20 protein-coding genes and 1 tRNA gene are annotated in these 25,613 nt (G+C 51.7%); 6 read left to right on the forward strand and 15 right to left on the reverse strand.

Going from position 1 to position 25,613, the window contains the following annotated elements; genetic code table 11:
* The first annotated feature begins 28 nt into the window (after positions 1-28).
* The 4 genes from COO92_RS00675 to COO92_RS00690 all read left to right on the forward strand — a co-directional run bounded on the left by COO92_RS00675 (position 29) and on the right by COO92_RS00690 (position 4,309).
* Positions 29-1,288: a M16 family metallopeptidase gene (locus COO92_RS00675; protein WP_101299017.1), complete on the forward strand. Its 1,260-nt coding sequence runs from the start codon at positions 29-31 to the stop codon at positions 1,286-1,288.
* 119 nt (positions 1,289-1,407) lie between these two features.
* The gene (locus tag COO92_RS00680) at positions 1,408-2,334 is read left to right on the forward strand and encodes an ROK family protein (protein ID WP_240626270.1); all 927 of its coding nucleotides are present in this window, start codon (positions 1,408-1,410) and stop codon (positions 2,332-2,334) included.
* Position 2,335: 1 nt separating this feature from the next.
* Entirely contained in the window at positions 2,336-3,079 is a 744-nt protein-coding gene (locus COO92_RS00685; protein ID WP_101299019.1) for a copper homeostasis protein CutC, read from the forward strand.
* A 183-nt stretch (positions 3,080-3,262) separates the two neighbouring features.
* Positions 3,263-4,309 carry a sensor domain-containing diguanylate cyclase gene (locus COO92_RS00690; RefSeq protein ID WP_101299020.1) on the forward strand — a complete coding sequence of 349 codons (1,047 nt, stop codon included), beginning with the start codon at positions 3,263-3,265 and terminating at the stop codon, positions 4,307-4,309.
* 9 nt (positions 4,310-4,318) lie between these two features.
* Here the strand turns inward: COO92_RS00690 and COO92_RS00695 are convergent, their stop codons facing one another.
* Entirely contained in the window at positions 4,319-6,232 is a 1,914-nt protein-coding gene (locus COO92_RS00695; protein WP_101299022.1) for an ATP-binding protein, read from the reverse strand.
* Between the two features lie 329 nt (positions 6,233-6,561).
* Between COO92_RS00695 and COO92_RS00700 the strand changes: the two genes are divergently transcribed.
* Entirely contained in the window at positions 6,562-8,139 is a 1,578-nt protein-coding gene (locus COO92_RS00700; RefSeq protein ID WP_101299023.1) for a site-specific integrase, read from the forward strand.
* A gap of 360 nt (positions 8,140-8,499) precedes the next feature.
* Here the strand turns inward: COO92_RS00700 and COO92_RS00710 are convergent, their stop codons facing one another.
* From COO92_RS00710 to COO92_RS00775, 14 genes are all read right to left on the reverse strand, one after another.
* Positions 8,500-9,120 (reverse strand): hypothetical protein, encoded by a 621-nt coding sequence (locus COO92_RS00710; RefSeq protein ID WP_101299025.1) that lies wholly within the window; start codon positions 9,118-9,120, stop codon positions 8,500-8,502.
* A 19-nt stretch (positions 9,121-9,139) separates the two neighbouring features.
* A complete protein-coding gene (locus tag COO92_RS00715) occupies positions 9,140-9,796 on the reverse strand; it encodes a zinc metalloprotease (RefSeq protein WP_101299026.1) in 657 nt (218 codons plus the stop codon).
* A 99-nt stretch (positions 9,797-9,895) separates the two neighbouring features.
* Entirely contained in the window at positions 9,896-10,342 is a 447-nt protein-coding gene (rnhA, locus tag COO92_RS00720; RefSeq protein ID WP_101299028.1) for a ribonuclease HI, read from the reverse strand.
* A gap of 102 nt (positions 10,343-10,444) precedes the next feature.
* The gene (locus tag COO92_RS00725) at positions 10,445-11,026 is read right to left on the reverse strand and encodes a recombinase family protein (protein WP_101299030.1); all 582 of its coding nucleotides are present in this window, start codon (positions 11,024-11,026) and stop codon (positions 10,445-10,447) included.
* 408 nt (positions 11,027-11,434) lie between these two features.
* On the reverse strand, positions 11,435-12,175 hold the full coding sequence (locus tag COO92_RS00730; protein ID WP_101299032.1) for a M48 family metallopeptidase: 741 nt from the start codon (positions 12,173-12,175) through the stop codon (positions 11,435-11,437).
* Between the two features lie 5 nt (positions 12,176-12,180).
* Positions 12,181-15,180, reverse strand: coding sequence for a type I restriction endonuclease subunit R (locus tag COO92_RS00735; RefSeq protein ID WP_101299033.1), 3,000 nt, complete (start codon positions 15,178-15,180; stop codon positions 12,181-12,183).
* 14 nt (positions 15,181-15,194) lie between these two features.
* Positions 15,195-15,872 (reverse strand): hypothetical protein, encoded by a 678-nt coding sequence (locus COO92_RS00740; protein ID WP_101299035.1) that lies wholly within the window; start codon positions 15,870-15,872, stop codon positions 15,195-15,197.
* Positions 15,865-17,088 (reverse strand): restriction endonuclease subunit S, encoded by a 1,224-nt coding sequence (locus tag COO92_RS00745; RefSeq protein WP_101299037.1) that lies wholly within the window; start codon positions 17,086-17,088, stop codon positions 15,865-15,867. The genes COO92_RS00740 and COO92_RS00745 overlap by 8 nt, the downstream gene beginning before the upstream one ends.
* Complete coding sequence (locus COO92_RS00750; protein ID WP_101299039.1) at positions 17,078-18,568, reverse strand: type I restriction-modification system subunit M; 1,491 nt, start codon at positions 18,566-18,568, stop codon at positions 17,078-17,080. Before COO92_RS00750 ends, COO92_RS00745 begins: the two co-directional genes overlap by 11 nt.
* A 355-nt stretch (positions 18,569-18,923) precedes the next feature.
* Positions 18,924-18,998: transfer RNA gene (locus tag COO92_RS00755), tRNA-Gln, on the reverse strand.
* A gap of 78 nt (positions 18,999-19,076) precedes the next feature.
* Entirely contained in the window at positions 19,077-20,006 is a 930-nt protein-coding gene (locus tag COO92_RS00760; RefSeq protein WP_101299041.1) for a 4-(cytidine 5'-diphospho)-2-C-methyl-D-erythritol kinase, read from the reverse strand.
* Between the two features lie 21 nt (positions 20,007-20,027).
* On the reverse strand, positions 20,028-21,743 hold the full coding sequence (locus COO92_RS00765) for a tetratricopeptide repeat protein (protein WP_101299044.1): 1,716 nt from the start codon (positions 21,741-21,743) through the stop codon (positions 20,028-20,030).
* A 173-nt stretch (positions 21,744-21,916) separates the two neighbouring features.
* Positions 21,917-22,540 (reverse strand): DJ-1/PfpI family protein, encoded by a 624-nt coding sequence (locus COO92_RS00770; RefSeq protein WP_101299046.1) that lies wholly within the window; start codon positions 22,538-22,540, stop codon positions 21,917-21,919.
* Between the two features lie 164 nt (positions 22,541-22,704).
* Complete coding sequence (locus tag COO92_RS00775; protein WP_101299047.1) at positions 22,705-24,342, reverse strand: electron transfer flavoprotein-ubiquinone oxidoreductase; 1,638 nt, start codon at positions 24,340-24,342, stop codon at positions 22,705-22,707.
* 245 nt (positions 24,343-24,587) lie between these two features.
* On the opposite strand from COO92_RS00775, the gene COO92_RS00780 reads away from it, so the two are divergent.
* Positions 24,588-25,493, forward strand: a complete 906-nt coding sequence (locus COO92_RS00780; RefSeq protein ID WP_101299049.1) for a uracil-DNA glycosylase — start codon at positions 24,588-24,590, stop codon at positions 25,491-25,493.
* The last annotated feature ends 120 nt before the right edge of the window (positions 25,494-25,613 follow it).

A 25,613-nucleotide genomic window follows, 5' to 3' on the forward strand; every position in this document is an offset into this window, starting at 1 on the left:
ATGATATGAAAAACAGGAGTACTGCTATATGACAGTCGAGCTTACCCAGCTTGACAATGGGATGATTGTCGCAACGGACCGCCTTGACCATGTTGAGTCAGTGGCCTTGGGAAGTTGGGTTGATGTTGGCGCGCGTCACGAGACGCCAGACATTAACGGCATCTCTCATATGCTTGAACATATGGCCTTTAAAGGCACCCGTCGTCGTTCTGCATTGCAGATTTCCGAGGAAATCGAGTCTGTCGGTGGACAGATGAATGCCTATACGTCGCGCGAAAATACCGCTTATTACTGCAAGGTCCTGCACGAAGATCAGGAACTGGCGATCGATGTGATTGCCGATATCCTTCAGCATTCCACCCTTGATGCCAAGGAACTGGAACGCGAACGTCAGGTGATCTTACAGGAAATCGGTCAGGCTAACGACACGCCGGACGACATCATTTTCGATCATTTTCAGGAAACTGCCCTGCCAAACCAGTCACTTGGTCGGTCCATTCTTGGCAGTCCGGAAAATGTATCGTCGTTGTCACGCGATCATTTGTTTGATTTCATGTCACGGCGCTATAGCCCGAAAAACATGGTGTTTTCGGCATCTGGCAAGGTTGAGCATCAACGTGTTGTCGATATGGTTGCCGAAAAGTTCGACAGCCTGCCAGCACATGAAGAACACGAGATCGAGCCGCTGAAATACGAAGGTGGCAGCCGGATCGAGAACCGTAAGCTTGAGCAGGTGCATGTGATCATGGGCCTGCCGACGGTTTCCTATACGCATGACAGCTTCTTTGACCTGCAGGTGTTTAACACGCTTCTGGGCGGGGGCATGTCATCGCGCCTGTTCCAGGAAATCCGTGAAAAGCGCGGTTTGGTCTATTCGGTCTATAGTTTCTCATCGCATTATGTCGATGGCGGCCTGTTTTCGATTTATGCTGGGACCGGGGCCAATGACATTGGCGAACTGATGCCGGTGATGTGTGATGAACTGGTGCGCGCCACCGAGGACCTCAGTGAAGAAGAAGTCACGCGTGCGCGTGCGCAGCTTAAGGCATCTGTGGTCATGGCGATGGAAAGCAATTCCGGTCGCTGTGAAACGCTTGCCCGCCAGATCCAGATTTTCGGTCGTCCGCAAAGCATGGAAGAAATCGTTGCCAAGGTCGATGCGGTTGATCTTGAAAGTGTACGCCGTGCAGGCAAGGCGCTTTTGGATGGCAAGCCGACCATCACCGCCCTTGGTCCGGTCGATAAAATGCCGGAATATGACACGCTGACGGCCCGTCTTCGCAGCTAGTCATATCGGAATTGATATTGAAGATAACGGCACTTGCCCTGATGGGCAGGTGCCGTTTCTTTTTGCGGCCCCGTGCCGGGTCGTGTATTCCGGTATGATCATGGCAACGGGATACCGAAATGATGCAGTACGCGTTTGATATTGGCGGATCGAAGATTGAATTCGGTGTCTTTGATGATGCCGGGGACATCTTGTCGCATAGCAAAACGCCGACGCCGGCCCATGACCGCGATGCATTCGTTGCGGCTGTTTCGGGGTTGATTGATGAAGCGGACCGCGAATTTGGCGAACGCCCAAACATCGGGATCAGTTTTGCTGGCGGGCTTGATCCCCAAACGGGTGCTGTGATTTCGGCCAATATACCGGCGATCAAGGGCTGGTTGCTGGCGGTGGAGCTTTCGGCAATTCTTAAGCGCGACGTATTGGTGGCAAACGATGCTGATTGTTTTGCGTTGGCCGAAGCGCGAACCGGGGTGGCAAAGGATGCCCGGACAGTATTTGCCATCATCCTTGGCACCGGGGTTGGTGGCGGCATTGTCGTTGATGGACATTTTATTGGCGGGCGCAGCGGCATTCGCGGCGAGTGGGGACACGGTAATGATGTCACCGGTGGGTTGATCCGCAATGGATTGGCGCCGGTTACCTGTGGCTGCGGCAATACCGGCTGTCTTGATGCCTGGGGCGGGGCGCGGGGACTGGAAAACATCCACGCACAAATCAGTGGCAATCGCACCACCAGTTTCGAGATTACCGATGCGTGGCGGACCGGCGACGATCATGCAACGCGCAGTCTTGAAATTTATTGCGATCTGGTTTCGCGTGAGTTGGCCTTGATGGTCAATGTCCTTGATCCCGATTGCGTGCCGGTAGGCGGCGGGATCGCGTCAGAAGAAAACCTGATAGCCAAAATCGATACTATGGTCCGTCAGCGCGTGCTGGGGCGCTATGATGCGCCACTGGTTGTTCCGGGCCGTTACAGCCGCGACGGGGGCCTTCGCGGGGCGGCAATGCTCCATGTGATCGCCAATGCGCAAGGCAGCCAATAGCATGCGTTCGACAAACAAGGACAAACAGTCAAATACGCGGTTGCTTGAAGTGTGTGTCGAAAGCTTCACCGATGCGATGCGCGCGGTCGAGGCCGGTGCAGACAGGATCGAATATTGTTCCGCACTGGCCCTTGGTGGTTTGACGCCAACACCGGGTGCGTTAGCACGGCTTAAAGACATTCCAGCACCTTGTATGGTCATGATCCGGCCACGGCCGGGCGGGTTTTGGTGCGAGCCCGAGGACGTTGCGATCATGAAGCGTGAAATTACGATTGCGCGCGACAGTGGGGCTGCGGGGGTGGTGTTTGGTGCCTGTGATCGCAATGCGCACCTTGACGTGTCGGTTCTATCCGACTTGATGACAGAATGTGCAGGTTTGCAAACCACCTTGCACCGCGTGTTTGACGAAGTCCCAGACCAGCGGAACGCCCTGGAGCAGGCGATTGAAATTGGCTTTGATCGTATTTTGACAAGTGGGGGGGAACCCAATGCAAAATCGGGTGCAAAACGGATCGCTGCGTTGATCAAGGATGCCGCCGGACGGATTGTCATATTGCCCGGCGCTGGCGTCAGTGCGTCAAATGCCACCGAAATCCTTGAAGTTACCGGTGCGACGGAGCTACATGCATCCTGTAAGACGGCTGCGACCGATATGCTAGATGATGGCCGAACGTGCGTGGATGTTGTGCGGGTTTCCACGTTGCGCAACGTCATGAATGGTCGCGCCGAAGGTCGTCTGCGTTAGCCGCGCATCAAGTTTGTCATGACGTCGATATAAAGCTATTCGCATTGAAATGTATTGGTTTATGCTATGGTATAGATCGTGCGAAAATTATGAACAAAACACTGCCGGTACAGCGTATAGGGTTTGCCTTCATGTAAGGCGCTTTCGGTGGAAACGGCATCTTATTTTGGAGTGGATATAGCCATGTCAACCGACACACATGCAGCCGGTCAGGGCGCTGCTGAACAAGCGCTTAGTCGGTTGCATCGTATTACGTCGTCTGGTGAGCTTGATTTTGAACAGCGTGTGGATGCGATACTGCGTCTTGGGGCTGAGCATTTCGGTTTGCCGATTGCGATTTTTAGCAAGATCGACGATGAAACATACGAAGTTCAACAGGCCATTCACCCCGAAGATGCCCTTAAACCCGGTATGAGCTTTGAGCTTGAGAATACCTATTGCAGTCATGTGGTTAAAGCCAATGACGTGCGCGGCTTTCACCATGTTGCCGACAGCGAAATTCAAACCCATCCCTGTTATAAAAACTTTGCACTCGAAGCGTATCTTGGCGCGCCAATCATTGCCGACGGGGTGCGTTTTGGCACATTGAACTTTTCAAGCCCGGAGCCAACCCGACCATTTACCGGTCAGGACATCGAACTGGTGCGATTGTTCGCAGCCTGGGTTGGCAATGAAATCGCCAGACGTCGTGATCTTCGCGAACTTGAAGTCGCCCGCACCGAGCTTGAACGTCTGGCCACGACCGATCCGCTGACCGGTCTTTATAACCGTCGTTATATGGAAAATTGCCTGACCAAGGAACTCGAGCGGGCTAAGCGATATGGTAAGTCGCTTATCATCGGATTGTTGGATTTCGATGACTTCAAAGAGCTCAATGACAATTACGGTCATACCACTGGCGATGCAGCACTCCGATTGTTTGCCAAGGTATCCTCGGACATGATGCGCGAAACCGACGTTATTGCGCGTTGGGGCGATGAAGAATTCCTGATCTTGATGCCGGAAACCGGTGCCGCCGGGGCACTTAAATATCTTCAGCGTCTGAGTGACCGGGTGCGTGAAAGTGATTTTCAGGCAGAAGATGCCCGTGTTGAGCTGACGATGAGCATTGGGTTGGGGATTGCCGAGGCCGACGATACGTTGGACAGTCTTGTTTCACGCGCTGATATTGCGATGTATGAGGCAAAACAGGCCGGACGTAACGTAACCAAGTTGCAAAATGATCGTTAGGAATTGCCGTTAACCGGCATCCTTGATTGTTTTTGCCAGAGTTTCCTGTGTGATTGGTTTGGCAAGGTAGCCATCAAATCCTGCTGAGATATAGCGTTCGCGTGCCTGTTCAAGTGCATCGGCGGTGACAACAATAATCCGCGCATTTTGGGATGGCCCTGCCGATAGGCGGATGGCATTCATCGCCTCTGTACCATCCATCACAGGCATCTGTGCATCCATCAGGATCAGGTGGAAGGCGTTGTTGATCGCCATATCAACCGCCTCCTTGCCATTAGCGGCATAGCTGACCTGATACTGGCTGGTGTCCAGAAAGGCGCCCAACACAATGCGGTTAAGTTCCTTGTCATCGACGACAAGAACCTTGATCAGGTCGTCTGACACAGGTTCCGACTTGGATTGTGAATGCACAGCTTTATCCAACCCCGGACCAAACTCGTTAAGGTCAGGATCGGATTTAAGAGCGGTTTCCACAGGGGAGAAAGGTAAATCCACCCAAAAGGTTGCCCCTTTGCCCGGTGATGATGTGGCATCGATTTCGCCACCCATGGCGTTTGTCAGGCGTTTGGCAATTGCAAGCCCCAGTCCTGTGCCGCCAAATTGCCGTGTCGTGCTTTGATCGGCCTGGCTGAATGCTTCAAACAGGTATTGCTTCTTTTCGGGGGCAAAGCCAATGCCGGTGTCGGCAACTTCAAACCGTAAGACAACGCGTTCGGCCCAGTTTTCGGATAAACGGTCACTGCGTTGCAGGGTGACGGTAACGGATCCTTCCTCGGTGAATTTAAGGGCGTTGCCGATAAAGTTTGTCAGGATCTGTCGTAATCTTGTCGGATCACCCTGAATAAGCTGCGGGGTGTCTTCGGCAATTACGGTTTTTAACGACAACTTCTTTTCCGCTGCTGTGCTGCCGAAGCTGCCAACTGTGTCGTAGACAACGTCACGCGGGGAAAATGTGATGGTTTCAACGCCAAGGTGCCCCGCTTCGATTTTACTGAAATCAAGAACATCATTCAGAATAGCCATCAGCGATTTTGCCGACTCATTCACCAGCACGGCATACCGTTGCAGGTTGGACGACATTTTACCCTTTGCCAGAAGGTCCGAAAGGCCAAGGATGCTGTTCATCGGGGTTCGGATTTCGTGGCTTACCGTTGCCAGAAATTCCGATTTTGCCTGACTGGCGGCGTTCGCGCGATTCCGTTCGTCAGCAAATTGATGCAGACTTGTGCGGATGACGGCGATCATTGGCCAGACGATTGCGAACATCACAACAAGGATGCTGGCAACCAACAAGAATCCCATGAAAAGCGAGACCTGCTGACTTATCTTTAAGTGGTGTTCCGCATCCCGTTGATAAATTTGAACGGCTTTGTCGAGTTTGCTTAAAAGCGGTTTGAAGGCGGCTTTGCGAATGGCTTCGACGTCGTCTGAAATCCCCGGCTGATTTTCCGTATGCGTGAGGACCCGGGTAGCAGCATCCAGAAAATCCCGAATTTCCATATCCAGAGATGGATTTCCATCAAAGTAATGCTGTCGAATTTCACCATAAGGGGTGGCAAGACCAAGTTCTTCGCTGCCATGGGTGAGAGCCAGATGGGAGCGCCCCATCAGATCAATGGCGTCTGCCAAGGCTGATCGGATTTCGCTTTCTTCTGTTGCCGGGACCGAATCGTAGCGTGCCAGTGATTGGGTGAACCCGCTAATGCGCTGACTAAGCATGCGCTGGCGGCCGCTCATATTGATTTGAAGGGCTGCCTCATTGCGGGTGTTTTGCGTGTAATATTCAACAAAGCCATCGCCAGTGATCACGGCAAGCATCAAAACCGTGGCAACGATGATACGGCGACGAAAAGGGACAATTACGTCTCGCGGGCGCAGCAATAGGGGCCGGCCTGTCTGCGTATCTTGTTCCCCGTTTGTCATTCGGTTTTCCTGGAAAATATCGATTTTGCGCAAAGGCTTAAGGCTCGCGCGTGCTGCATGAGTGACAGATCAAGTCGGTAGGATGTTAAACGCTACAGTGTTGATATGGGGCCTGTCACGCGCATTTCGATACTTTGTGCGCAGGTGCTCGGCCAACAGACAAAAAGAAAACCGCTTTGAGGAAAACCTCAAAGCGGTTTGTCTTGGCTGGGGCGGTAGGAGCCTAAATCGAATAGGCCTCAATCCGTTGAGTATGTTGATTTTGTTGACTTTAAAAGGACCCGTGTACTAGAAACGTGTACTACCAACGTGTACTGCTGGGACCCAAAATGGCCGATACAACCTACCTGAAAAAGCGCCGTCAGACATGGTATTTCGCCATGAAAATCCCAGCTGATGTACGCCATGCTTTTGATGAAAAATCAGAGGTCGTTAAGTCACTGGGAACACGTGATCTAAGCAAGGCGCAGAGTGCGCGGTGGGCGTTAGTCAATGAATATAAAGCCCGAATTGATGTGGTGCGTGGTCATCGTGAGCTAACCCCTGCCGAGATCGAAGAACGAGCCAACGAAGAATTTGACCGTACACTTCAAGAAATGGATGAGTATCAACAGGATGAGGATACCTGTGATGTTCTCATGGGTTATGAAATAGATAGAATTGAAACAAGGCGGCTCAGTGATCTTGAATACGCTCTTTCTTTCGCACGTGTTAAAGCAGCCAATGGTCGGATTGCGGCACTGAACGGTAAAATCTTTGAGCGCCCGTTGATCTTCGGTCGTTCCGCAATTGATCCCTTGACCTTGAGGCCGGTAACCGCTGCCAAGAAGAAAACCAAAGCGGCTTCATTCAAGGATATAGCTGCACGGTATCTTGAAGAAATACAACGTGACAGTGCAGCGAGGATTACCGCGCAAACACAAGGTCAATACGAGGCAGTATTCCGTCTGTTTGATCAGTGGGCCGGTAGCCCGGAGATGGATGATATTGATCGGGCAAAGGCTTCCAAATTCCTTACCCTTGTTAGCAGCCTTGATCCGCATTGGGGGCGTAGCTCCAAGACGAAAGAGCGCACCTTTAGCGAGATCATGGAGCTGTATGGTAATCACGAGGTTGGCCTGAGCAACCGCACAATCAACCGTTTTTCTATGGCGTTGGGGCTTGTTTGGAAGTGGGCTAAGCGTGTCGGGGAGTTCAATGGCGACAACCCATGGGAAGGGCAGCAAAGACGTGAAGGAGAGCGGCGCAAGGTTGGCAAGCTTCCGTTTACTTCGGACGAGCTGAAGTTGTTGCTGCGGGACAAGCCAGAAGTGGCTCCCGAGAAGCCAAACTATGAGACGACGTTGCGTTGGGTGTGCTGGATTGCCGCCTATAGCGGAATGCGCCTGAATGAAATCTGTAACCGGACCATTGCCGACATCAAGCAAAAGGACGGCATCTGGTGTTTTGACATCACGAACGCCAAGACAGAAGCAGGTGATCGTCTGGTGCCAGTCCATAGTCATCTGATTGAGTTGGGCTTTATCGACTATCTGAAGCGTCAGGAGGGCGATTGGTTGTTTCCGGCGCTCAAGCCCGGTGGACCGGACCAGAAGCGTTCTTGGTACCTTTCCAAGACCTTCACGACCTATCGCCGCAAGCTTGGTGTGACGCGTATAAACCGGGATAACAACCGCGATAGGGTCGATTTCCATTCATTCCGACGCAATGTCATTCAGGTATTGGAACGTGCAAGGCTTCCACAAACAGAAGTGGCGCAGGTGGTGGGGCATGAGAAGGCAGGTATCACCTTTGGCACCTATAACCCGGATGGATTGGAAATCTCGACACTCCGCGATGTTATTGAAGCGGTCCGTTACTCAGGGTTAGATGCTGTCAGTGCCGGTTCGAAAGTTGCCGCCGAATAAGCTTCAATCCGCCGAGTGCAACGAGTAGCAGGTGCTCGTCCGGTCGCGTTCCAGATAATCCAGATATTTGAGAAACAGTATCCATGATGGTTGCTCGTTATAGTCCAGTGCAGTTGTGCAACCTGCTTCATGTGCTTGGAATTACAAAGGGCGTGTCGCGGTGGGCTGTAGGAAAAACGAACAGATAGATAGACACAAACGAGGAAAAAGAAGACCCCGTTAATGATGCGCTTGGCGAGGTCTTTTTAGTTTGGCTTGAAAACACAGTTGTCGGGCATTCACAAGTGAGCCGAAAAGTGTTTTTGACGGTGTTCACACCGAAAGTAATAGAGTTAGGAACTCAAAGTCTTACCTTCAGGGTTACGCTGCGAAGGCCTCTAGTGTTTCTGCAAAATGATCTTGGGTTAGACCTGAAAGTGTTTTTTCAAGCGGGGCATGACGCTTTTTTTGAGACCACCAGAGCTGTTTGTTACGGTGTCTTTGATAGCGATGAACCAGTTCCCTACTTATGCCAAGACCCTTTCCGATTTCTGTCACCGGAAGGTCGGGATGATAATCAAGCAACCAGCGCACCTTTCCTTCTGTGTCGAGTTCCTGCGTTCTTGTTTTTCCGAAGTTGTTCAATGCTTTCATCGCATCCCTTGTGGCTTTATCAAGGTTTGTGTCCAGTAGGTGCTGTTTCAGTTCTGCACTGATCCAATCCAAAGCTATTTGCGAAAGAACGTCAAACGGGCCGTTATCTCCGTAGATGCGATAGCCAAGACCCTTTTCTTTCGCTTCCGGCTTGAGGCGATGGCGATACTGGTTGGCTATTGGATCATACTCCCGTTGGCAGATTTCCATGTGAAGTAAGACCTTGATCAGGGATGATCTTTTTATCTTTAGCTTGATGGCAGTTTCGGTGAATGTCAGGTGCTCTCCCAAGCTGATTTCATAAACTTCGCCTGTTATTTGATCTGTGACTTTGCGGGTGTATTTCATCTTCGGCACTGTCCCCGCGTCATGCTGCTATTGACTGTTTTGTCTGCGCATTTTTGATTCCTTGTTGGTTGAGAAACTCTCTGAGGCTGAGTCGTACGTCATGCTGATCCATTTTCCCTTTGATGAACAACTCATCTGCAATGTGATAGGTTAAGGGCATGTAGTCAGGGTTTCTCCCAATGAAATCTCTGACCTGAGATGTTTCATGCCAAAGCAATTTGTCCACTTGTTTGAGTGTTTTGCCATAGAGCTTGCTGAAGCGGGTTAGTTTTCCTTTTAGGGTGCCGGACACGCCTTCGGGATAATGGCCTTCCAGAATACATTCGACCGTTGTGGGCATGTCCTCCGTCAGAAACGGTAGTAACTCGCTTGGCACTTCCGGATTAAGGAATTTAAGGAACAGGTTCCTGCATTTCTTGTGGTCGCGGTCATCTTGATAGGTAAATGTTGCCCTTTCTTTTCGGCCATGGTGAAGGGCTGTTGCGACAGGTCCAGCCAAAGTAATCCAAGCCTCATTTAACCAATTGTCGGGGGCAATATAGCGACAGTGACCAGCTATACCGTCAGTGGATGGCTCGTCATGAATTTTCAGTTCAAGAACGGTGTAGCCTTTGATGATACTCATTGTTGCATGTGCAGCCTCGTGAAAGGCAATGGTGTATTTCTCAGTTCCCATGGTTTTTCCGTGTTGTTAATAGTTGTAAAAAGAAAAAGCCCCATCCGCGAAGGACAGGGCCGTTTTGTTGGTTATGGCTGACGTGGGGGCATCTACTTGCTAAGCGTTTGCAGCTTTCGCATACCGGTTTGCCTCCTGATCGACTCGTTCATTATCCGGGTGCCCACTCTGTCCTTTTACCCATTCCCAAGTGATTTGATGGATTTTACAAAGTGCATCCAGCTTCTGCCAGAGTTCGGCATTCTTGACCTGTTTGCTGCCGGATTTGTTGAGGGACCAGTTCTGTGCTTTCCATTTTGCAATCCAACAGGTCATACCGTCGATGATGTAGCGGCTATCGGTGATAATATGAACAATCCGTGGTGATTTAAGGAGCTCTAGCCCTTTGATCACGGCAACCAGCTCCATCTGGTTGTTTGTGGTATGTTTGGCTTTTCCGCCTCGCAATCGTTCCTTGCCGGGTTTTCTCAGAAGGTGTGCCCAGCCACCGGGGCCGGGGTTTTGAGGGCAAGCGCCGCTTGTGAATAGTTCTACTTTGGTTGTCATTTAGGTTTCCTAAGAAGTGATCAGTGTGCCGACAGAGCTTCTGCCGGTGCTTCCTTCTTAGGGGGAACCTAATCGCTTGAATTGATTTTATTGTCATATTAATCAATCTTTTAGGTCATCTCTGATCCTCATGACAGTTTGTCGAGAGATGCCATGCTGGCGGGCTATGGCGGATACTGACTTCCCGTCTGTGAGAAGATGCCGGATGTTCTGACGTGTTTGCTCATCTGTGACATTGGGTCGGCCTAGCGTTTTGCCTTGGCTACGGGCGCGAGATAACCCGGCCTGTGTCCGTTCAATAAGAATGTCACGTTCCATTTCAGCAACAGCCGAAAGGGTCGAAAGAACAAGTTTCCCGGCTGTTGATGTCAGGTCCAGTTCTCCGAGTTGTAAAACAAGGACCTTGCAGCCCAAATCCTCAAGAGCCCGGACAGTTTGCAGGATGTCTGCTGCGTCTCGCCCAAGTCGGTCCAGCTTGGATACGATCAGGCGCTTCTCGCCTTTCATCCGCTGAACAGTATCAATCAGCTTGGAGAACTCTTGACGCTTAGCTGTTGGAACTTTCCCGCTGATCACATCCTGATAAATGGTGTCTGGCGTATAACCGCGATCCTCAATCTCTTTGATCTGGTTCTCGGTCGTTTGGGCTGTGGTCGAAACGCGGGCATAGGCAAAGGTGTGCATCTGAGGACATCCTCTATGTTCAAAAAGGGTGTTCATAACATGGATGTGTCCAAAATATTGTCAACACCTTTTTGGACATAGTTTGATGCAAATGGTTTTACCTGTCCGTAAACGGTCGTATTTGGACATGCCTTGAGTGATATAGTGATTCTGTTCGTGAGAGCAGTTGAATGGCAACGATGAGAATCAGGCAATGGCGACCGCTTATATGCAAGCCCCTGCTGTTGATCTTGATGGACAATACGGATGCGAGTGAAGAAGACCCCTGCCGGGGGGGATTTTGCTCAGGGCATATACAATGATACCCGCTGAGATTTTTCCGCCAAAATTATACTGGGATCAGGCTGTCTGTCAGCAGCGTCCAGTACCGATCATTGGTGCAGTTACAGTGTAAACTACCTATTGCGTTTAGCTCGTCTCTACCCTGTTAATCACCAGCATGTGTTCGTTCTGATCAAGCCACGCTTTTCTGGGTTGGTAGTCTGGTATGATTGACCCGACCAAGTTCCAGAAAGGTTTATCGTGGTTGCGGTGACGCAGGTGGCAAAGTTCATGAACCACCGCGTATTCAAGGACTGTCTTTGGGGCAAAGATCAGATGCCAGTTGATATTGATAATCCTGTCATTGCCGCAACTGCCCCATAGGTGCTTCTGGTCCTTGATGCGGTAGGCTTTGGGCTTCAGGTCGTTCTTTGGCCCATAGCGACGAATGAAGTCGGCAACATCCTGTCGCAGCCGCTTCTTGAGCCACAGCCGCAAGGCGTCTTCGATCAGCATGTCCTGTGAGTGCGGAGAGGCCGAGGTCGGATATTCAATGTAAAGGCCATTCCGGTACGAAACATGGACCAACGTATCGTCCGTAGAGCCAACTTTAAGCCGCGTCATGCGCCCCCGGAACGGTATCTTTGCCCCGCTGACAAACCGGGATAACGAAGGCGATCTGTCGGCTGCTTCCTGCATCCTGCGGGTCTGGTCAAAAATCCATTGTCGCCGCCGATGAACGGCATTGTTGATCTGCTCGTCCGTTGCCGTGGGGGGCACAATAACCTCCACATGCTCTGGCGTTACGGTGATCCTTGCCTTCTCGCATGTTCCAATGCGCTTTAACTCATATGGAATGCTGGTGTCGCCGATGGTCAGAGTCAGCATGGTCGTCACTTCGCAAAAGCTTTGAGGGCAAATTCCTCAACTTCTTCGGATACAAGCTTCAGGTTTCCAAAGCCCATTTCATGAAGCTTCTGGCGGACCTGTTGACGAAGGTTCTTTCTAAGCTCGGTTTTCTCATGCCACATGGGTGGTGTGGTCTCGTATATGCCTTCAACCGATACCGCGATTTCGGCCAAGTTATCAGGCGTCATCTCTTCGGGTTGATAGCTTTCAAGAACCTTCATAATGCCGTATGCGTCTGGCGACATATTGGTGCCTTCATGGGCTTTTGCCTCAGCCTCCAAGTCCTTGGCAAGGTCCTCGGCCATCCTGAGCTTATCTGCCCAAGACAACTGTGCGCCGTCCATCTTCTCAAGCAATTCCTTGAGGCGCTGGGAAAACTTTCCGTATTGATGAGGGTTTTCGTCGAGCCTTTCATAGACGGTTTTGCGGAGTTCTGTCCCCTTGCGGATGGCAGCCGTTTTAAGGTCTGTTTCCAGTTTGCCATCTATATCAAAATCTTGCCAGAAGTCAGGATCAGTGATCGACCGAAGCTTGACGGTTACGCTCAAGCCCGTGGCATCAAGATGCTCTTCAAGCATTTCGCGGATTTTCTTGCTGTAGTCTTTGTGGTCAAACGCTTCTTTTTTCTCGAACACCTGTGTGGCGTAACGAAGGAAGCTCGCGATCCATTTAAGGTCCTTGGTGTATTCCAGAACCGATTTATCAGGACTGAGCGCCGCATAGATCGAGATAAACTCGCGGGCAACAGAGCGGTAAGTAAACCACTGGTCTTCGGTCTTTATGATATCAACAAAGGTATCATATTCCGCCTTCAGGTCGGAGGTCCCGCGCTTCAAGCCCTTCATCATCTTCATGACGGTGGCGTGGGCCGCTTTGAGTTGTGAACGAAGGTTGTCTAGGTCCACCATTGCATTCTGAACATCATCAGACCGGTAGGACGAAAGGGCCTCATCAAGCTTCTGAGAGACGCCGATATAATCCACGATCAGACCATTTTTCTTGTTAGAATCCGCCACGCGGTTGGTCCGTGCAATCGCCTGAAGAAGGGTGTGTTCCTTAAGCGGTTTATCAAGGTACATGACGGATTCAATTGGTGCATCAAACCCCGTTAAAAGCTTGTCACAGACGATCAGGAAATCGGGGGTTTCCCCCTTCTTGCCAAATGCCTGTTTGACGGATGTTTCCGCATCACGATCAAGGTAGTGCGCCATCAGCCCTTTGCGAAGATCAGCAATATGGTCATCTTCGGATGGCTTGTCGTCTTCTTGTGATCGTGAATAGACACAGGCGGATTTTCGTGCCGCTGCCTTCATGGCGTCATCCGGGGACATGCCCTGCTTGATCAAATCTTCCGCAATCACCGTGTCCAAGGCACGTTTATAAAGAATCACCGCTTCGCGATCTATTGCGACGATTTGCGCCTTGTAGCCATCCGGGGCAGCGTATTCCTTGAAATGGGTCCAGATGTCATAGGCAATCAGTTCAATGCGTCTGGGGTGCTTCACCAGATCGGCAAAAGTGACGCCGCGCTTCTTAAGCTCTTCAAGCTTGTCATCAGGTAGATCGGCAAACCATTGGTCAAACAGAATGTCGATCTTGGCTTCATCAATGTGCCAGTCCGTCTTGCGTCCGGTGTAATAGATCGGAACGGTCGCCCCATCGGCCACAGCATCATCAATGCCGTATTTGTCCAGATACCCCTCGCCAACAATCCCGAAGTTCTTGTAGGTATCCTTATCGGTTTTCTTGATCGGAGTGCCGGTAAATCCAAAGAACCGCGCTTCAGGCATGGTCGCACGAAGATACGCGCCAAGGTCCTTTTCCTGTGTGCGGTGGCACTCATCCACCATGGCGATCCAGTTTTGGGAATTGGCAATCGGTGACTTGGAGCCTTGGAACTTGAAGATCGTGGACAGGGCTGTGATGCCGTCAATGCCACTGCCAATCAGCGCATGAAGATCAGCAACCGAACCAACGCTGACAGGGTTTGGTAACCCACAGGCCTTGAATGTGCCGCTGATCTGGTCATCAAGATCAATGCGGTCGGTCAGCACCATCAGGTTGGGGTTTGCCAGTTCGGGGGATGCTTCGGTCAGATGGGTTTTCAGTTTCAACGCTGCAAAAACCATCGTCAGGGACTTGCCAGACCCTTGGGTATGCCAGACCAACCCCTTGCGGTGTTTACCGTCCACAACCCTGCTGACGATCTTGTTGACCGCCCGGAACTGCTGATAGCGGCAAATCTTTTTGATCTTCCCGACTTCGGCTTGCTCAAAGACGATGAAATGGGCGATCAAGTCCAACAGGCGCGAAGGCTCCAACAGGCTCCATAGACCCTTGTTGAGTTCATTGGAAAAGTCTCTCTCCGGACGCGGCCAAGGATCACCCCAAGAGCCATAGAATTTCGAAGGGCTTCCGGTAGCGCCATACAGGCAATTGGTGCCATCGGTCAGAATGTTAAAGCAGTTGGAATAGAACAGCCGTGGGATATCGCGTTCATATTGCTTGATCTGATCGAATGCCTCGCCGGTCTTATCCTTGGCATTGATCGGTGACTTGGCCTCGATCACCACCACCGGGATGCCGTTGATATAAACCACGACATCGGGAATGCGGGATTTCTCCGCCTTGATATAAAGCTGGTTGGTAACGGTGAAACTGTTGTTTTCCGGGTTCAGGAAATCAATGAGCTTTATGGTCTTGTGTTCGGACTGACCCTGAACCTTGCGGCTATAGTTCCCGCGCAAGATTCCCAGCCATTCCTCATTATCATTCTTGCTGAGTAGCTCGACATAGGCCGCTTGGGCATCTTCGTCAGACAGGCCGTTCAAGCGTTTGATCGCGTCAATTACATGAGGGCGGAACAGAACTTGGTTGTCACCATCGCGTAGGGCTTCATGCTCCGCCTTGGTCACGAAGCGATGGCCCATATCCTTCAAGACTTGGATCGTTGGCTTTTCCGCCAGTTGCCACTCACTGCCCATATCGCTCTTGCCTCTTAATCTTCAGCTATGCCGATGTATCTCAGCAAGGCAACCCCTTGGCTTGTCAGAGCATGTTTAACTCTGCTGGTCTCAAAGTCTTCTTCCGTTACTTTAAGAAGGCCGAATGAAGCCAAATGCGCCAAAAGTGCATCCTTGTGAGCCGCCTTTGAACGATCTGCTGAACCCAGTGCTCTGCTGAAAGGACCAAGAACACTCTTGTGCTTTTTCCGAAATGCTTTGGCATCATCGCTGCTGATAGCCTGATATTTTGACTGGTAGCTGGAAAGAATGAGGATTTCGTCGTCACCGATCTGATTTAAAATACGAAGATTGTGACGAACCCTGTGTTGTTCTGCTTCTTCACAATTAAGGCCAGATATGACCAGTTCCCCGATATACTTTTTGCGTTCTTCAGTGAAGGCACGTGCGGATTGCCATAGGCCTTCTTCAAACAGGTCAAGCCCTTCGGGTTTTTCCAAGGCGAGCTTTAGCTTGAGTTCATCAATCTGATCTTGAAGGTGGCGGATATAGGATTCCACCCTATCAGCCCGAACATTCGGGATAATTTCTGTCAACACCGTCTGGATGCTTGCTCCGACAAAAGGAACAGCACCCGCAACACTCGCCCCAATCCGCAATGCTTTGGAGGTTGAGGTATCTCCAAGCGGTGGATGTTGATTTTCCTCAGACATTTGGTACCTCCACCCGTTTGCGACCTGTGAGAAGGTCGGACATGAGGCCGGTTTTAAGTGCTTGGAGTTGGCTAAGCTTCGCTTCGTTCAGCCTAGTAGCTGTCTGTGCGTCTTCAAGATGTCGGACAATCTCGATTTGTTCGGCTTTTGGTGGGATTGGCACAAGCATTTTCTTTAGCTCGGTGACATTGAAATGCTTTTGAGCGAGGCCACCCTCTGACTTCAAAACTTGCTTACGACCTTCAGGGCTATTGATGTAGGCTGACAAGAATTCCGAAATAACGAGGTTGTGCTTCGGACGGGCGAATATGATGTCAATACAGTTTGTTCCATTATACTCGGGTGGAACAACACACGATGTACCTGTATATCCACTTCTTACGACAAGAACGTCGCCCGCTTTAAGCTGAGACTTTTTGTTTTTCTCGTGTCCTTCTTTTGAGAGATAAACCCATTTATCATCTTCAATATAACCTTCGCGGACATTAGCTGATCGGAGTGCTTTGATTCCGCTACCTGCCTCCACATAATACTGTGCAGGCTTGATGACGATGCCGACAGATATGGTCATGCAGAGGTCATCTGCTTTTTTTAGCTCCCAACTCTCAGGAATCTCCCCCAGTTCGGTTTGTTTGAACTTGGTGTGGCCGATGCCTTTGGTGAGGAGGGTTTGAAGCAATCCTTTTTTGACCTGTTTGGTTTGGTCAATGACGGCTTTGGTCGCGGCAATGGCCTCATCCACGCTGCTCAGAACTTCCGCGATTTTCTTTTGTTCGGGAAGTGGGGGGACACCAACATGGTATTTATCTAGCACACCTTTTTTAATGTGCTTCATTGTGGTGCCGTGGGAATGGCTAGCAAGTCCATCAATTGAATGAAGAATAGTGTATAGGAGGAAGTTCTTATCAACCCCTTCGTTTTCAACGACCTTAAAAATATGTTGGTTCAAAATGCCATCCCCATTTTTCCACAGAAGTGCGGTCAGAGTGGCCGACCAAGAAAAAAGCAAATCGCCATCGCGGATTAAGTGCTTTTCCTGAACATCTGATCCTGAATAATAATTGGTTTCAGAGTATGGGTTATTGATTTGGGCAATACGGATGATTGGTAACCCCTCAGTTCCCCAATCTGCGGGCTTGAAGGCTCGACCATTTTGATATTCCCCAAGGTCTGATAGAGGCTTGCTTTGCCAACCTTCAGTAACCTCATGCGTCATAGCCAAGCTCCTTCAGGAAACCCATCATCTTGACTTCGGCTTCGTCACGCTGCTGACGCAGGGCGTTGAGTTTGACGACTTCTGCCACCACATCAATCTCGACTTCGGCTTCGTCGGAGGTGACGTAACGAGAAATGTTGAGATTGTGGTCATTCTCGCGAATTTCATCCAAACCAACCACACGGGCGAACCTGTCTTCATCTTTGAATGTAGCGAAAGTATCGGCGAAATGCTTCACATTGGCGTCTGAGAGGTGATTCTGGGCTTTGCCTTCGACGATTTCCTGAGACCCGTTGATCACCAAAACCTTGCCCTTGCGGTCTGCTGGTTTGTTCCTGCGAATGATCAGGATACAGGCCGGAATACCCGCACCATAAAACAGGTTTGGTCCCAGCCCGATCACTGCATCAATCAGGTCATCTTCCAATAACCCTTTTCGGATTTTGCCCTCGGCCCCGCCCCGGAACAGAATGCCGTGCGGCAAGACCACACCCAACATGCCGTCTTCCCTGAGGCTGGCGAGCATGTGTTGGACAAACGCCAGATCACCATAGGATTGCGGTGGACAGCCATAGGTATCGCGTCCGAATTTATCCCCGGTTGACCAGACATCATGCCCCCAGTTCTTCAGCGAGAAGGGCGGGTTGGCAAGGACACGGTCAAAGGTACGAATGGCCTTTGTACCATCACCGACTAGATGTTTGGGATCAAGCAAGGTGTCGCCACGTTCAACAAAGGCATCATCAATGTCATGCAGGAACAGGTTCATGGAGCAGATCGCCCATGTGTTCAGGTTCTTTTCCTGCCCATAGAGCGACAATGAACGCGGGTTCTTGCCTTGGCGTTCAAGGTGATGGAAGCATTCCAGAAGCATCCCGCCAGAGCCGCAGGTGGGATCATAGACAGACATGCCCTCATCGGGCTTCAAGCATTCGACAATCAACCTTACGACCATCTTGGGGGTATAGAACTCGCCCCCCTTCTTGCCCGCATCATCGGCAAACTGGGCGATCAGATATTCATAGGCGTTGCCAAGAACATCGGCTTCGACATCGGCGTTGCGAAAGCGGTGCTTTTCAAAGTGCTGAAGAAGGCGTTCAAGGGTGGCGTCGGGAAAGCGTTGCTTGTTGTTGAAGTCCACATCCTGAAATACCCCGCGAAGGCGGTGGTTGGCATCTTCAATAGCATGGAAGGCCGCGTTCAGATGTTCGCCAATGTTGGTGGTGTGTTTGCGCACATCCTTCCAGAAATGGCCGTCGGGGATATGGAAACGGTGTTCGTCGGGATCAGATGCCAGTTCCTTGTCACCATACTGGCTCAGCTTACGCTCGTATTCCTCTTCCCAGACGTCACACAGACGGCGATAGAACAGAAGACCAAAGATGTAATGCTTGAAATCCCCTGAGTCGATGGACCCACGAAGAATGTTCGCCGTCCCCCACAGGTGTGATTCAAGTTCTTGAAGCGTCAACTGAGACATGAAACTAGTGTTTCCCCTGCAACTTTAGGCACGTTGAATGTTAGAGGAAGCACCATAACGGAATGCGGTTTTTTGGCAATCGGTCTGGTGGGGATTGTTGCCACAAGCTTCCGCATTGTGTGGCAGACATGCTGCTACGCCTGTATTTGGCAGGGGATGGTGGCGTCGGTGCAAAGGCGATTAATTGGCACACGCGAATCTGCTTGGCCCTTGGTGGCGCTGTGTTTGCTGAATAGGTGGTTCGGGAGGGGAGGTTTGATGTACCGTTGTGGACACCAAACGTGTACCACCAACGTGTACTACCCCGCGCTATGGCAGGGTAGTAACTCGTTGATTTTACTAGAAAAATCACATTTGGCTGGGGCGGTAGGATTCGAACCTACGGTACACGATACCAAAAACCGATGCCTTACCACTTGGCCACGCCCCATCAGCGTGTGTGGCGCGGAAAATAGCGTTCCCGTCGCCAGAGCGCAACCCTCTATTTGAAGGTTTTTTTATCTATATCTCAGTCTGGAAAGGATGCGCCGATATTTGACAAAATCTGGGACTGTTCACAACGGATTTCGGTGGGAACAATCCACCAGTTTTCGTGCTGCGACGCGATGGCGTTTGCCGCCTTTTCTGCCTGTGTGGCGGTGTCATAAATGGCAAAGCAGGTTGCCCCCGATCCTGACATGCGCGCCAGTAAACAGCCTTCTTCGCGGGCCATGGCATTTAAAACATCGCAGATGTCAGGCAGGATCGATGTCGCGGCAAGTGTGAGGTCATTTCCGCATTCCTGAAGATCCGCCGCAAGAGCGGCACCACTTTCATAACGCATGCGAATGTTCCACAGGCCTTCGTCACTGAACCCGTCTTCTTCGCGTGCTTTGAAAATAGCCGGTGTTGAAACGGGCTTTCCCGGATTGATCAAGACAATCGGCAAGGGAGGTAAATCTGGAAGTTCGGTCAGTTTTTCGCCAATCCCCGACATCAGGGTCGCTTTGCCATGAAGGCAAACCGGCACATCCGCACCAAGCGATAAGGCAATCGCAGAAAGCCTGTCGCCATCCAGGTCAAGGTTCCACATCTCATACAGAAGGCGTATGGCCGCTGCCGCATCGGCAGAGCCCCCACCGATGCCAGATGCAACAGGCAGGCGTTTATCAAGGATCAAATCCGCACCAAGTTCGGTATTGGCTTCTTCCTGCAAAAGACGTGCAGCCCGAACGACAAGGTTGTCATTGGTGTGGTCGTTTGAAAGGGCGTCTGCCATCGGGCCAGTGACGGCAAGGGTAATCTTGCCGTCATTACGAAGCTCACCGCTTACAACATCCCCGGCGGCTGTAAAGCAGACGAGGCTTTCCAGAAGGTGGTAGCCGTCGTCTCTTTTGCCGGTGACATGCAGGAACAGATTGATCTTGGCTGGAGCCTGCTGGCTATAGGTCGCGGACATCGGGTGTTTCTTCCCAAACGGTCAGTTTACGACAATCGGGTCTGTGCTTGGCACCTGGCCGTTGAGCTTGGCTTCTACTGTGGTGCGCAGTTCTTCTGTCGGGTTGAACGACAGCGCACGATGCCATTGGAAGCGGGCCTCGTGATAGCGTCCTGCCTGCCAGTAGGCGTCGCCAAGGTGATCATTGATGGTCGGATCATCGGGTTTAAGTTCGACTGCTTTTTCGAGTTGCGTCACCGCATCATCAAAGCGGCCAAGTTTATAGTAAACCCAGCCGAGGCTATCGACGATGTAGCCGTCATCAGGCTGCAATTCGACCGCGCGTTTGAGCATGTCTTCGGCCTGATCGAAATTCATGCCCATATCAACCCAGCTATAGCCGAGATAATTCAAAACGTATGGCTGTTCGGGTTCAAGTTCGAGGGCTAGCAGGAAATCATACTCCGCCTTTTTCCAGAAGCCTGCACGTTCATGTGCGATGCCGCGACGATACAACAGGCGCCAGCCGACCTGACTGTCACCACCAAGTCGTGCAATCGCCTTGTCATAGGCGCTAGCGGCCCCGGCAAAGTCCTGTTGAATGCGCAGGATATCGCCAAGCTGAATAAGGGCGTCCGGGCGGCTATCGCGTTCGTTGACCATGTTCTTAAGCAGATCGACAGCCTTATCGGCCTGACCAATCTGTTCGAGGCTGGAAGCAATACGCAGTTTTGCGTTCCAGCTGTGCGGGGATGTATCGGGGATTGAGCTGTAGACCGAAACGGCGGCGTCAAAGCGGCCCTGAATTTCCATGACCTCACCGACGAGCAAACGGGTGATGTCATCCCCCGGTCGCAACGACAGGGAATAGCGTGCGAGCAAAAGCGATGGATCAACGGCATTTTCCTGACTGAGCAGGGTTGCAAGATCCAGATAGGCCTCTGCCAGACCCGATGCCGGTGTCAGAACGGTTGCAAGCGGCGGATCACCGCGTTCAAGACGTTTGAGGTGATAGGGCATCGCCAGCGATTGTGGATGACGGTCCATATAACTTGCATAGAGAAGGGCGGCTTTTTGTGTCTGGCCCTTGCGTTCATAAACAGCACCAAGTGCCTCGGCGGCGCGCAAAGGGGCGTCTGCCGGGTCACCATAGGCACTGGCAAGCGCGCGTTCGGCACCGTCGAGATCATCGAAATATGCCAAGATCAGGCCGCGGTGGTATTCCGAAAGCGGGTTAAGTGCGCCATTGCCTTCTATTTCATTTAAGGCTGCAAGTGCGGGTTCTTTGGCCTCAAGCCCGGTATATAGCCATGCTTTGGCAAGCGGGGAGATCAGGGCGTTGATGCCACGTTGTGGCAGGCCCGATACAACATCCAGTGCTGCCTGAAAGTCATTATTTTGAATGTCGGCATCCATCACCGCCATGACGGCAAACAGGTCTTCCGGGTTTTCGGCGTAAAGCTGACGTGCGATGTCTTCGGCATCGGCAATACGACCGTCTGAAATCAGGGCAAGGAACGCACGACGACGCAGTTCCTTGTTGTCAGTGTCCAGCTCATGCGCGCGCAAAAGATATTTTGCGGCGTAATCGGTGCTGTTTTCAATCTGTGCGGCCTTGCCAGCAAGGAAGTTACCCGAGAAACCATCGCTTTGCGGATATTCGAATTCTACCTGCCCGCTATCCTTTGGCATGGTGCCACAGGCCGACAGTGCAAGGGCCGTCATCGGAATGATGATGTGTAACAATTGACGTTTCAAAGGCTTATCCTGCATCCGCAATTCGGGTTTGGCATCGCTACATTCTAACAAGTGCCATATTGAATCTCAGGGGTAGCCTACTCAGTCGGCAATTATAAGGCAAAGCATTTGCAACAACGTAAAGCTGTCTTTGGCAACGTTCTTAACCGATAGCCGGTGCGGATATGCTGTGACTAGCAGTAAAGCGGGCGTTTTGCAGGGATATCAAGCTGTTTGCTGATGATGTCGCGCGCCTGTTTGGCAAATTGTGATTTCTGTCCAACCGGTGCGACATATTCCAATATCGAGATGGCTTTATCGATCCCGACGTGTTTGGCCAACATCCAGCCGGCCAGATAGCTTGACGACAAACACCCGCCACTGGTCACGATATTGCCCTGTGCGACAAGCGGGCGGTCTTCTATGACGGTGTCGGTGCGGGCCAGAACGGGACGGGTTTTGGTGTCAGTTGTAATGGTGGCGGGCAGAATTCCAAGACGATGCAGGAACAAAACCCCGGAGCATTGCGCGCCGATCAATTGACGTGACGGATCAAGTGAAAGCTTTGCCATCAATTCAGGCGTATTGATCTGATCGCGGGTGTGAATGCCACTGCCAAACAAAACGGCGTCGGCCTTCGCAACAAAAGAAAGCGGTTGTTGAACGGTAACGGTCGCACCGTTCATCGACGTAACGGTTTCACCCATGCCGGTTATTTCGGCGCAAACACCATCGGCCTTTGCCCGGTTCAAAATCGACAGGGCGACAAAACTGTCAATCTCGTTAAAGCCATCGAGTGTGACGATTGCAATCTTCATGGTGTTCTGCCCGCGTGTAAGAAAAGGGCAGGTATTGAACGCTTGGATTGTAACTTAAACAAGAAAAAACTTGTATAGAGTGTGCCAAGACTGGGCAATGTCGTAAAATAAAAAGGGGCCGCAAATCTGCGGCCCCTTTTGTATGAGGATAAACCTGATCAGGTTTACATGTTCGGGTAGTTCGGACCGCCGCCACCTTCTGGCACGACCCAGACGATGTTCTGGGTGGGGTCCTTGATGTCGCAGGTTTTACAATGCACACAGTTCTGCGCATTGATCTGGAGGCGGTTGCCACCGTTTTCTTCGTCTTCGACAAACTCATAGACACCCGCCGGGCAGAAACGGGCCTCGGGCCCGTCATATACCGCAAGGTTGGTGCTGACCGGGACGCTGGCATCTTTCAATGTCAGGTGGATCGGTTGATCTTCGCTGTGGTTGGTGTTTGACAGGAAGACAGACGACAATTTGTCAAAAGTGATTTTGCCATCGGGTTTCGGATAGTCGATCTTTGGCATTTCACTGGCAGGCTTCAGGCAGGAGTGATCCGCATGGTTTTTAAACGTCCACGGAGCCTTGCCGCCAAACAGATATGTATCAACCGCACTATAGGCCATGCCGCCCCAGAAGCCCCATTTGGCAAAGCTTGGACGGATGTTGCGCACTTTGTGCAGTTCGGGATACACCCAGCTGTCTTTCAGGCGCGCCGGATAGCTTTCCATCGAGGCCGGAACTTCGTCGGCGGTCAATGCTTCAAATGCGGCTTCGGCGGCAAGCATGCCGGTCTTCATCGCGGTATGCGACCCTTTGATCTTGGGCACATTCATGAAGCCTGCCGAACAACCGATCAGGCATCCACCCGGGAAAACCAGATCCGGGATCGACTGGAAGCCGCCTTCGTTGAGCGCACGTGCGCCATAGGAAATACGGCGACCGTTTTCGAAAATCTTGCGGACGGTCGGGTGGGTTTTGAACCGCTGAAATTCATCAAACGGGCTTAAGTGCGGGTTTTCATAGTCCAGACCAATGACGAAGCCGACAACCACCTGATTGTTATCAAGGTGATAGAGGAATGACCCGCCATAGGTGTCCTTATCAAGCGGCCAGCCGATTGTGTGCTGGATCAGGCCTTCCTTATGGACTTCCGGATCAACTTCCCAAAGTTCCTTGATGCCGATGCCATAGGTTTGTGGATCGGAATTTTTGCGCAGATCAAACTTCTTGATCAACTGTTCGGACAATGACCCGCGGCACCCTTCGGCAAAGAAGGTGTATTTGGCATGCAGTTCCATGCCCGGTTCGTGGTTCGGGCCCGGTGTGCCATCGCGCTGAAGGCCCATGTCGCCAGTCGCAATACCCTTGACCGAGCCGTCTTCGTTAAACAGAACTTCGGCAGCAGCAAAACCGGGATAAACTTCAACGCCAAGGGCTTCGGCCTGTTCGCCCATCCAGCGACAGACGTTGCCAAGGCTGACAATGTAGTTGCCCTTGTTGTGCATCTGGGGCGGGGTCGGCATCTTTTGTGCGCCCGTCTCGCTCAACATCATGAACTGGTCTTTGCCCGCCGGAACGTTCAGCGGCGCGCCGCGTTCTTTCCAGTCCGGGAACAGTTCATTCATGGAGCGGGGCTCCATCACAGCACCCGAAAGGGTGTGTGCGCCAACTTCGGAACCTTTTTCCACCACACAAACGGTGATTTCTTTTTCCTGTTCCTGGGCGAGTTGCATCAGCTTGATGGCAGCCGACAGACCGGATACACCAGCGCCGACGACAACCACGTCAAATTCCATGGATTCGCGTTCCATTTGGCCTCTCTCCTTTGGTTGCCAACCATATCAGACTGTTTCCGTCCGTTTGGTTGCAAGCCGGTATTCACCGATCAGGGTCTCGCCCAAGCCCTGATTTCTCACATTTAGCCTTTTAATCGGTAAAGCTATACCGATTTGAGGCACGTTTGTATATGGTACAAGTGGATCAAAATCGTTAAAGTCGGTCCAAATATCAGTGCGCCATATACAGGTGCGCCGCAACATACACCGTCTTTGTGTAGATGAGCAAACCAATTACAGATTTTGATGTAAATAATCTCGATCCATTTCAGGCGCTGATTTGGCAGTATGAAATGGGTGTCGACGAGGCGATTGCTGACGAGCCGCTTGATCGTTTCAAGGCGTCCGAAAGCCTGAGCCGCAATGCTGCAAACCGTCCGGGCTTTGCCCCTGCGGCGGCGGCCAGTCGACCTGCGCGTGGTTCATCGCCCGCAGCAGCGCGACCGGCAAACGTTCCGTCGGGTGGTGCTGGTGGCGGTGTGCAATCCGCCCCGGTTGATGGCGGGTTCCTTTTATCCGATACGCCCCATGAAGCACGCCAGTCCGCCCGTGACGCGGCAGCGGAGGCCAAGACGCTTGATGAGCTTAAGGACGCGATTGAAAAGTTTGAAGGCTGCGCGCTCAAGAAATCGGCCAGCAACACGGTATTTGGCACGGGAAACCCCGAAGCCAAGCTTGTTTTGGTCGGTGAAGCTCCCGGTGCCGAAGAGGATCGTCAGGGACTTCCGTTTGTCGGACCAAGTGGCAAGCTTCTTGATGCGATGCTGCGGTCCATCGGACTGTCGCGTGAAGAGGTTTACATCACCAATATCCTGCCGTGGCGGCCGCCGGGGAACCGCCAGCCCACCACAGCCGAAACGGCGGTGTGCGAGCCGTTTGTTCGGCGCCATATTGAGCTGATCGCGCCCAAAGTCGTGATCTGTCTTGGTGGAAGTTCGGCCAAGGCCCTGATGGAAGAAGATCGCGGCATTACCCGTTTGCGCGGGACGTGGAAAGAATTGATCTTTGCGGATGGGGCCAAGGCCGATTTGACGGCGATGTTCCATCCCGCTTATCTGTTGCGCACGCCGGAACAAAAACGTTTGGCGTGGCGCGATTTGCGCGCGACGGCGCAAAAGCTCTCATGAATTCGCGTTTTGGCGTCCCTGCATAGGAGATATGCAGGCTAACGGTGTATCCTTGCGGTTCCTCGCCAAGTGATTGATTCTGGATAAATCATTTCGCTGTTTTGGTGTTTCCTGCTATAA

The organism is Thalassospira lohafexi, assembly GCF_002844275.1.
GTDB lineage: Bacteria > Pseudomonadota > Alphaproteobacteria > Rhodospirillales > Thalassospiraceae > Thalassospira > Thalassospira lohafexi.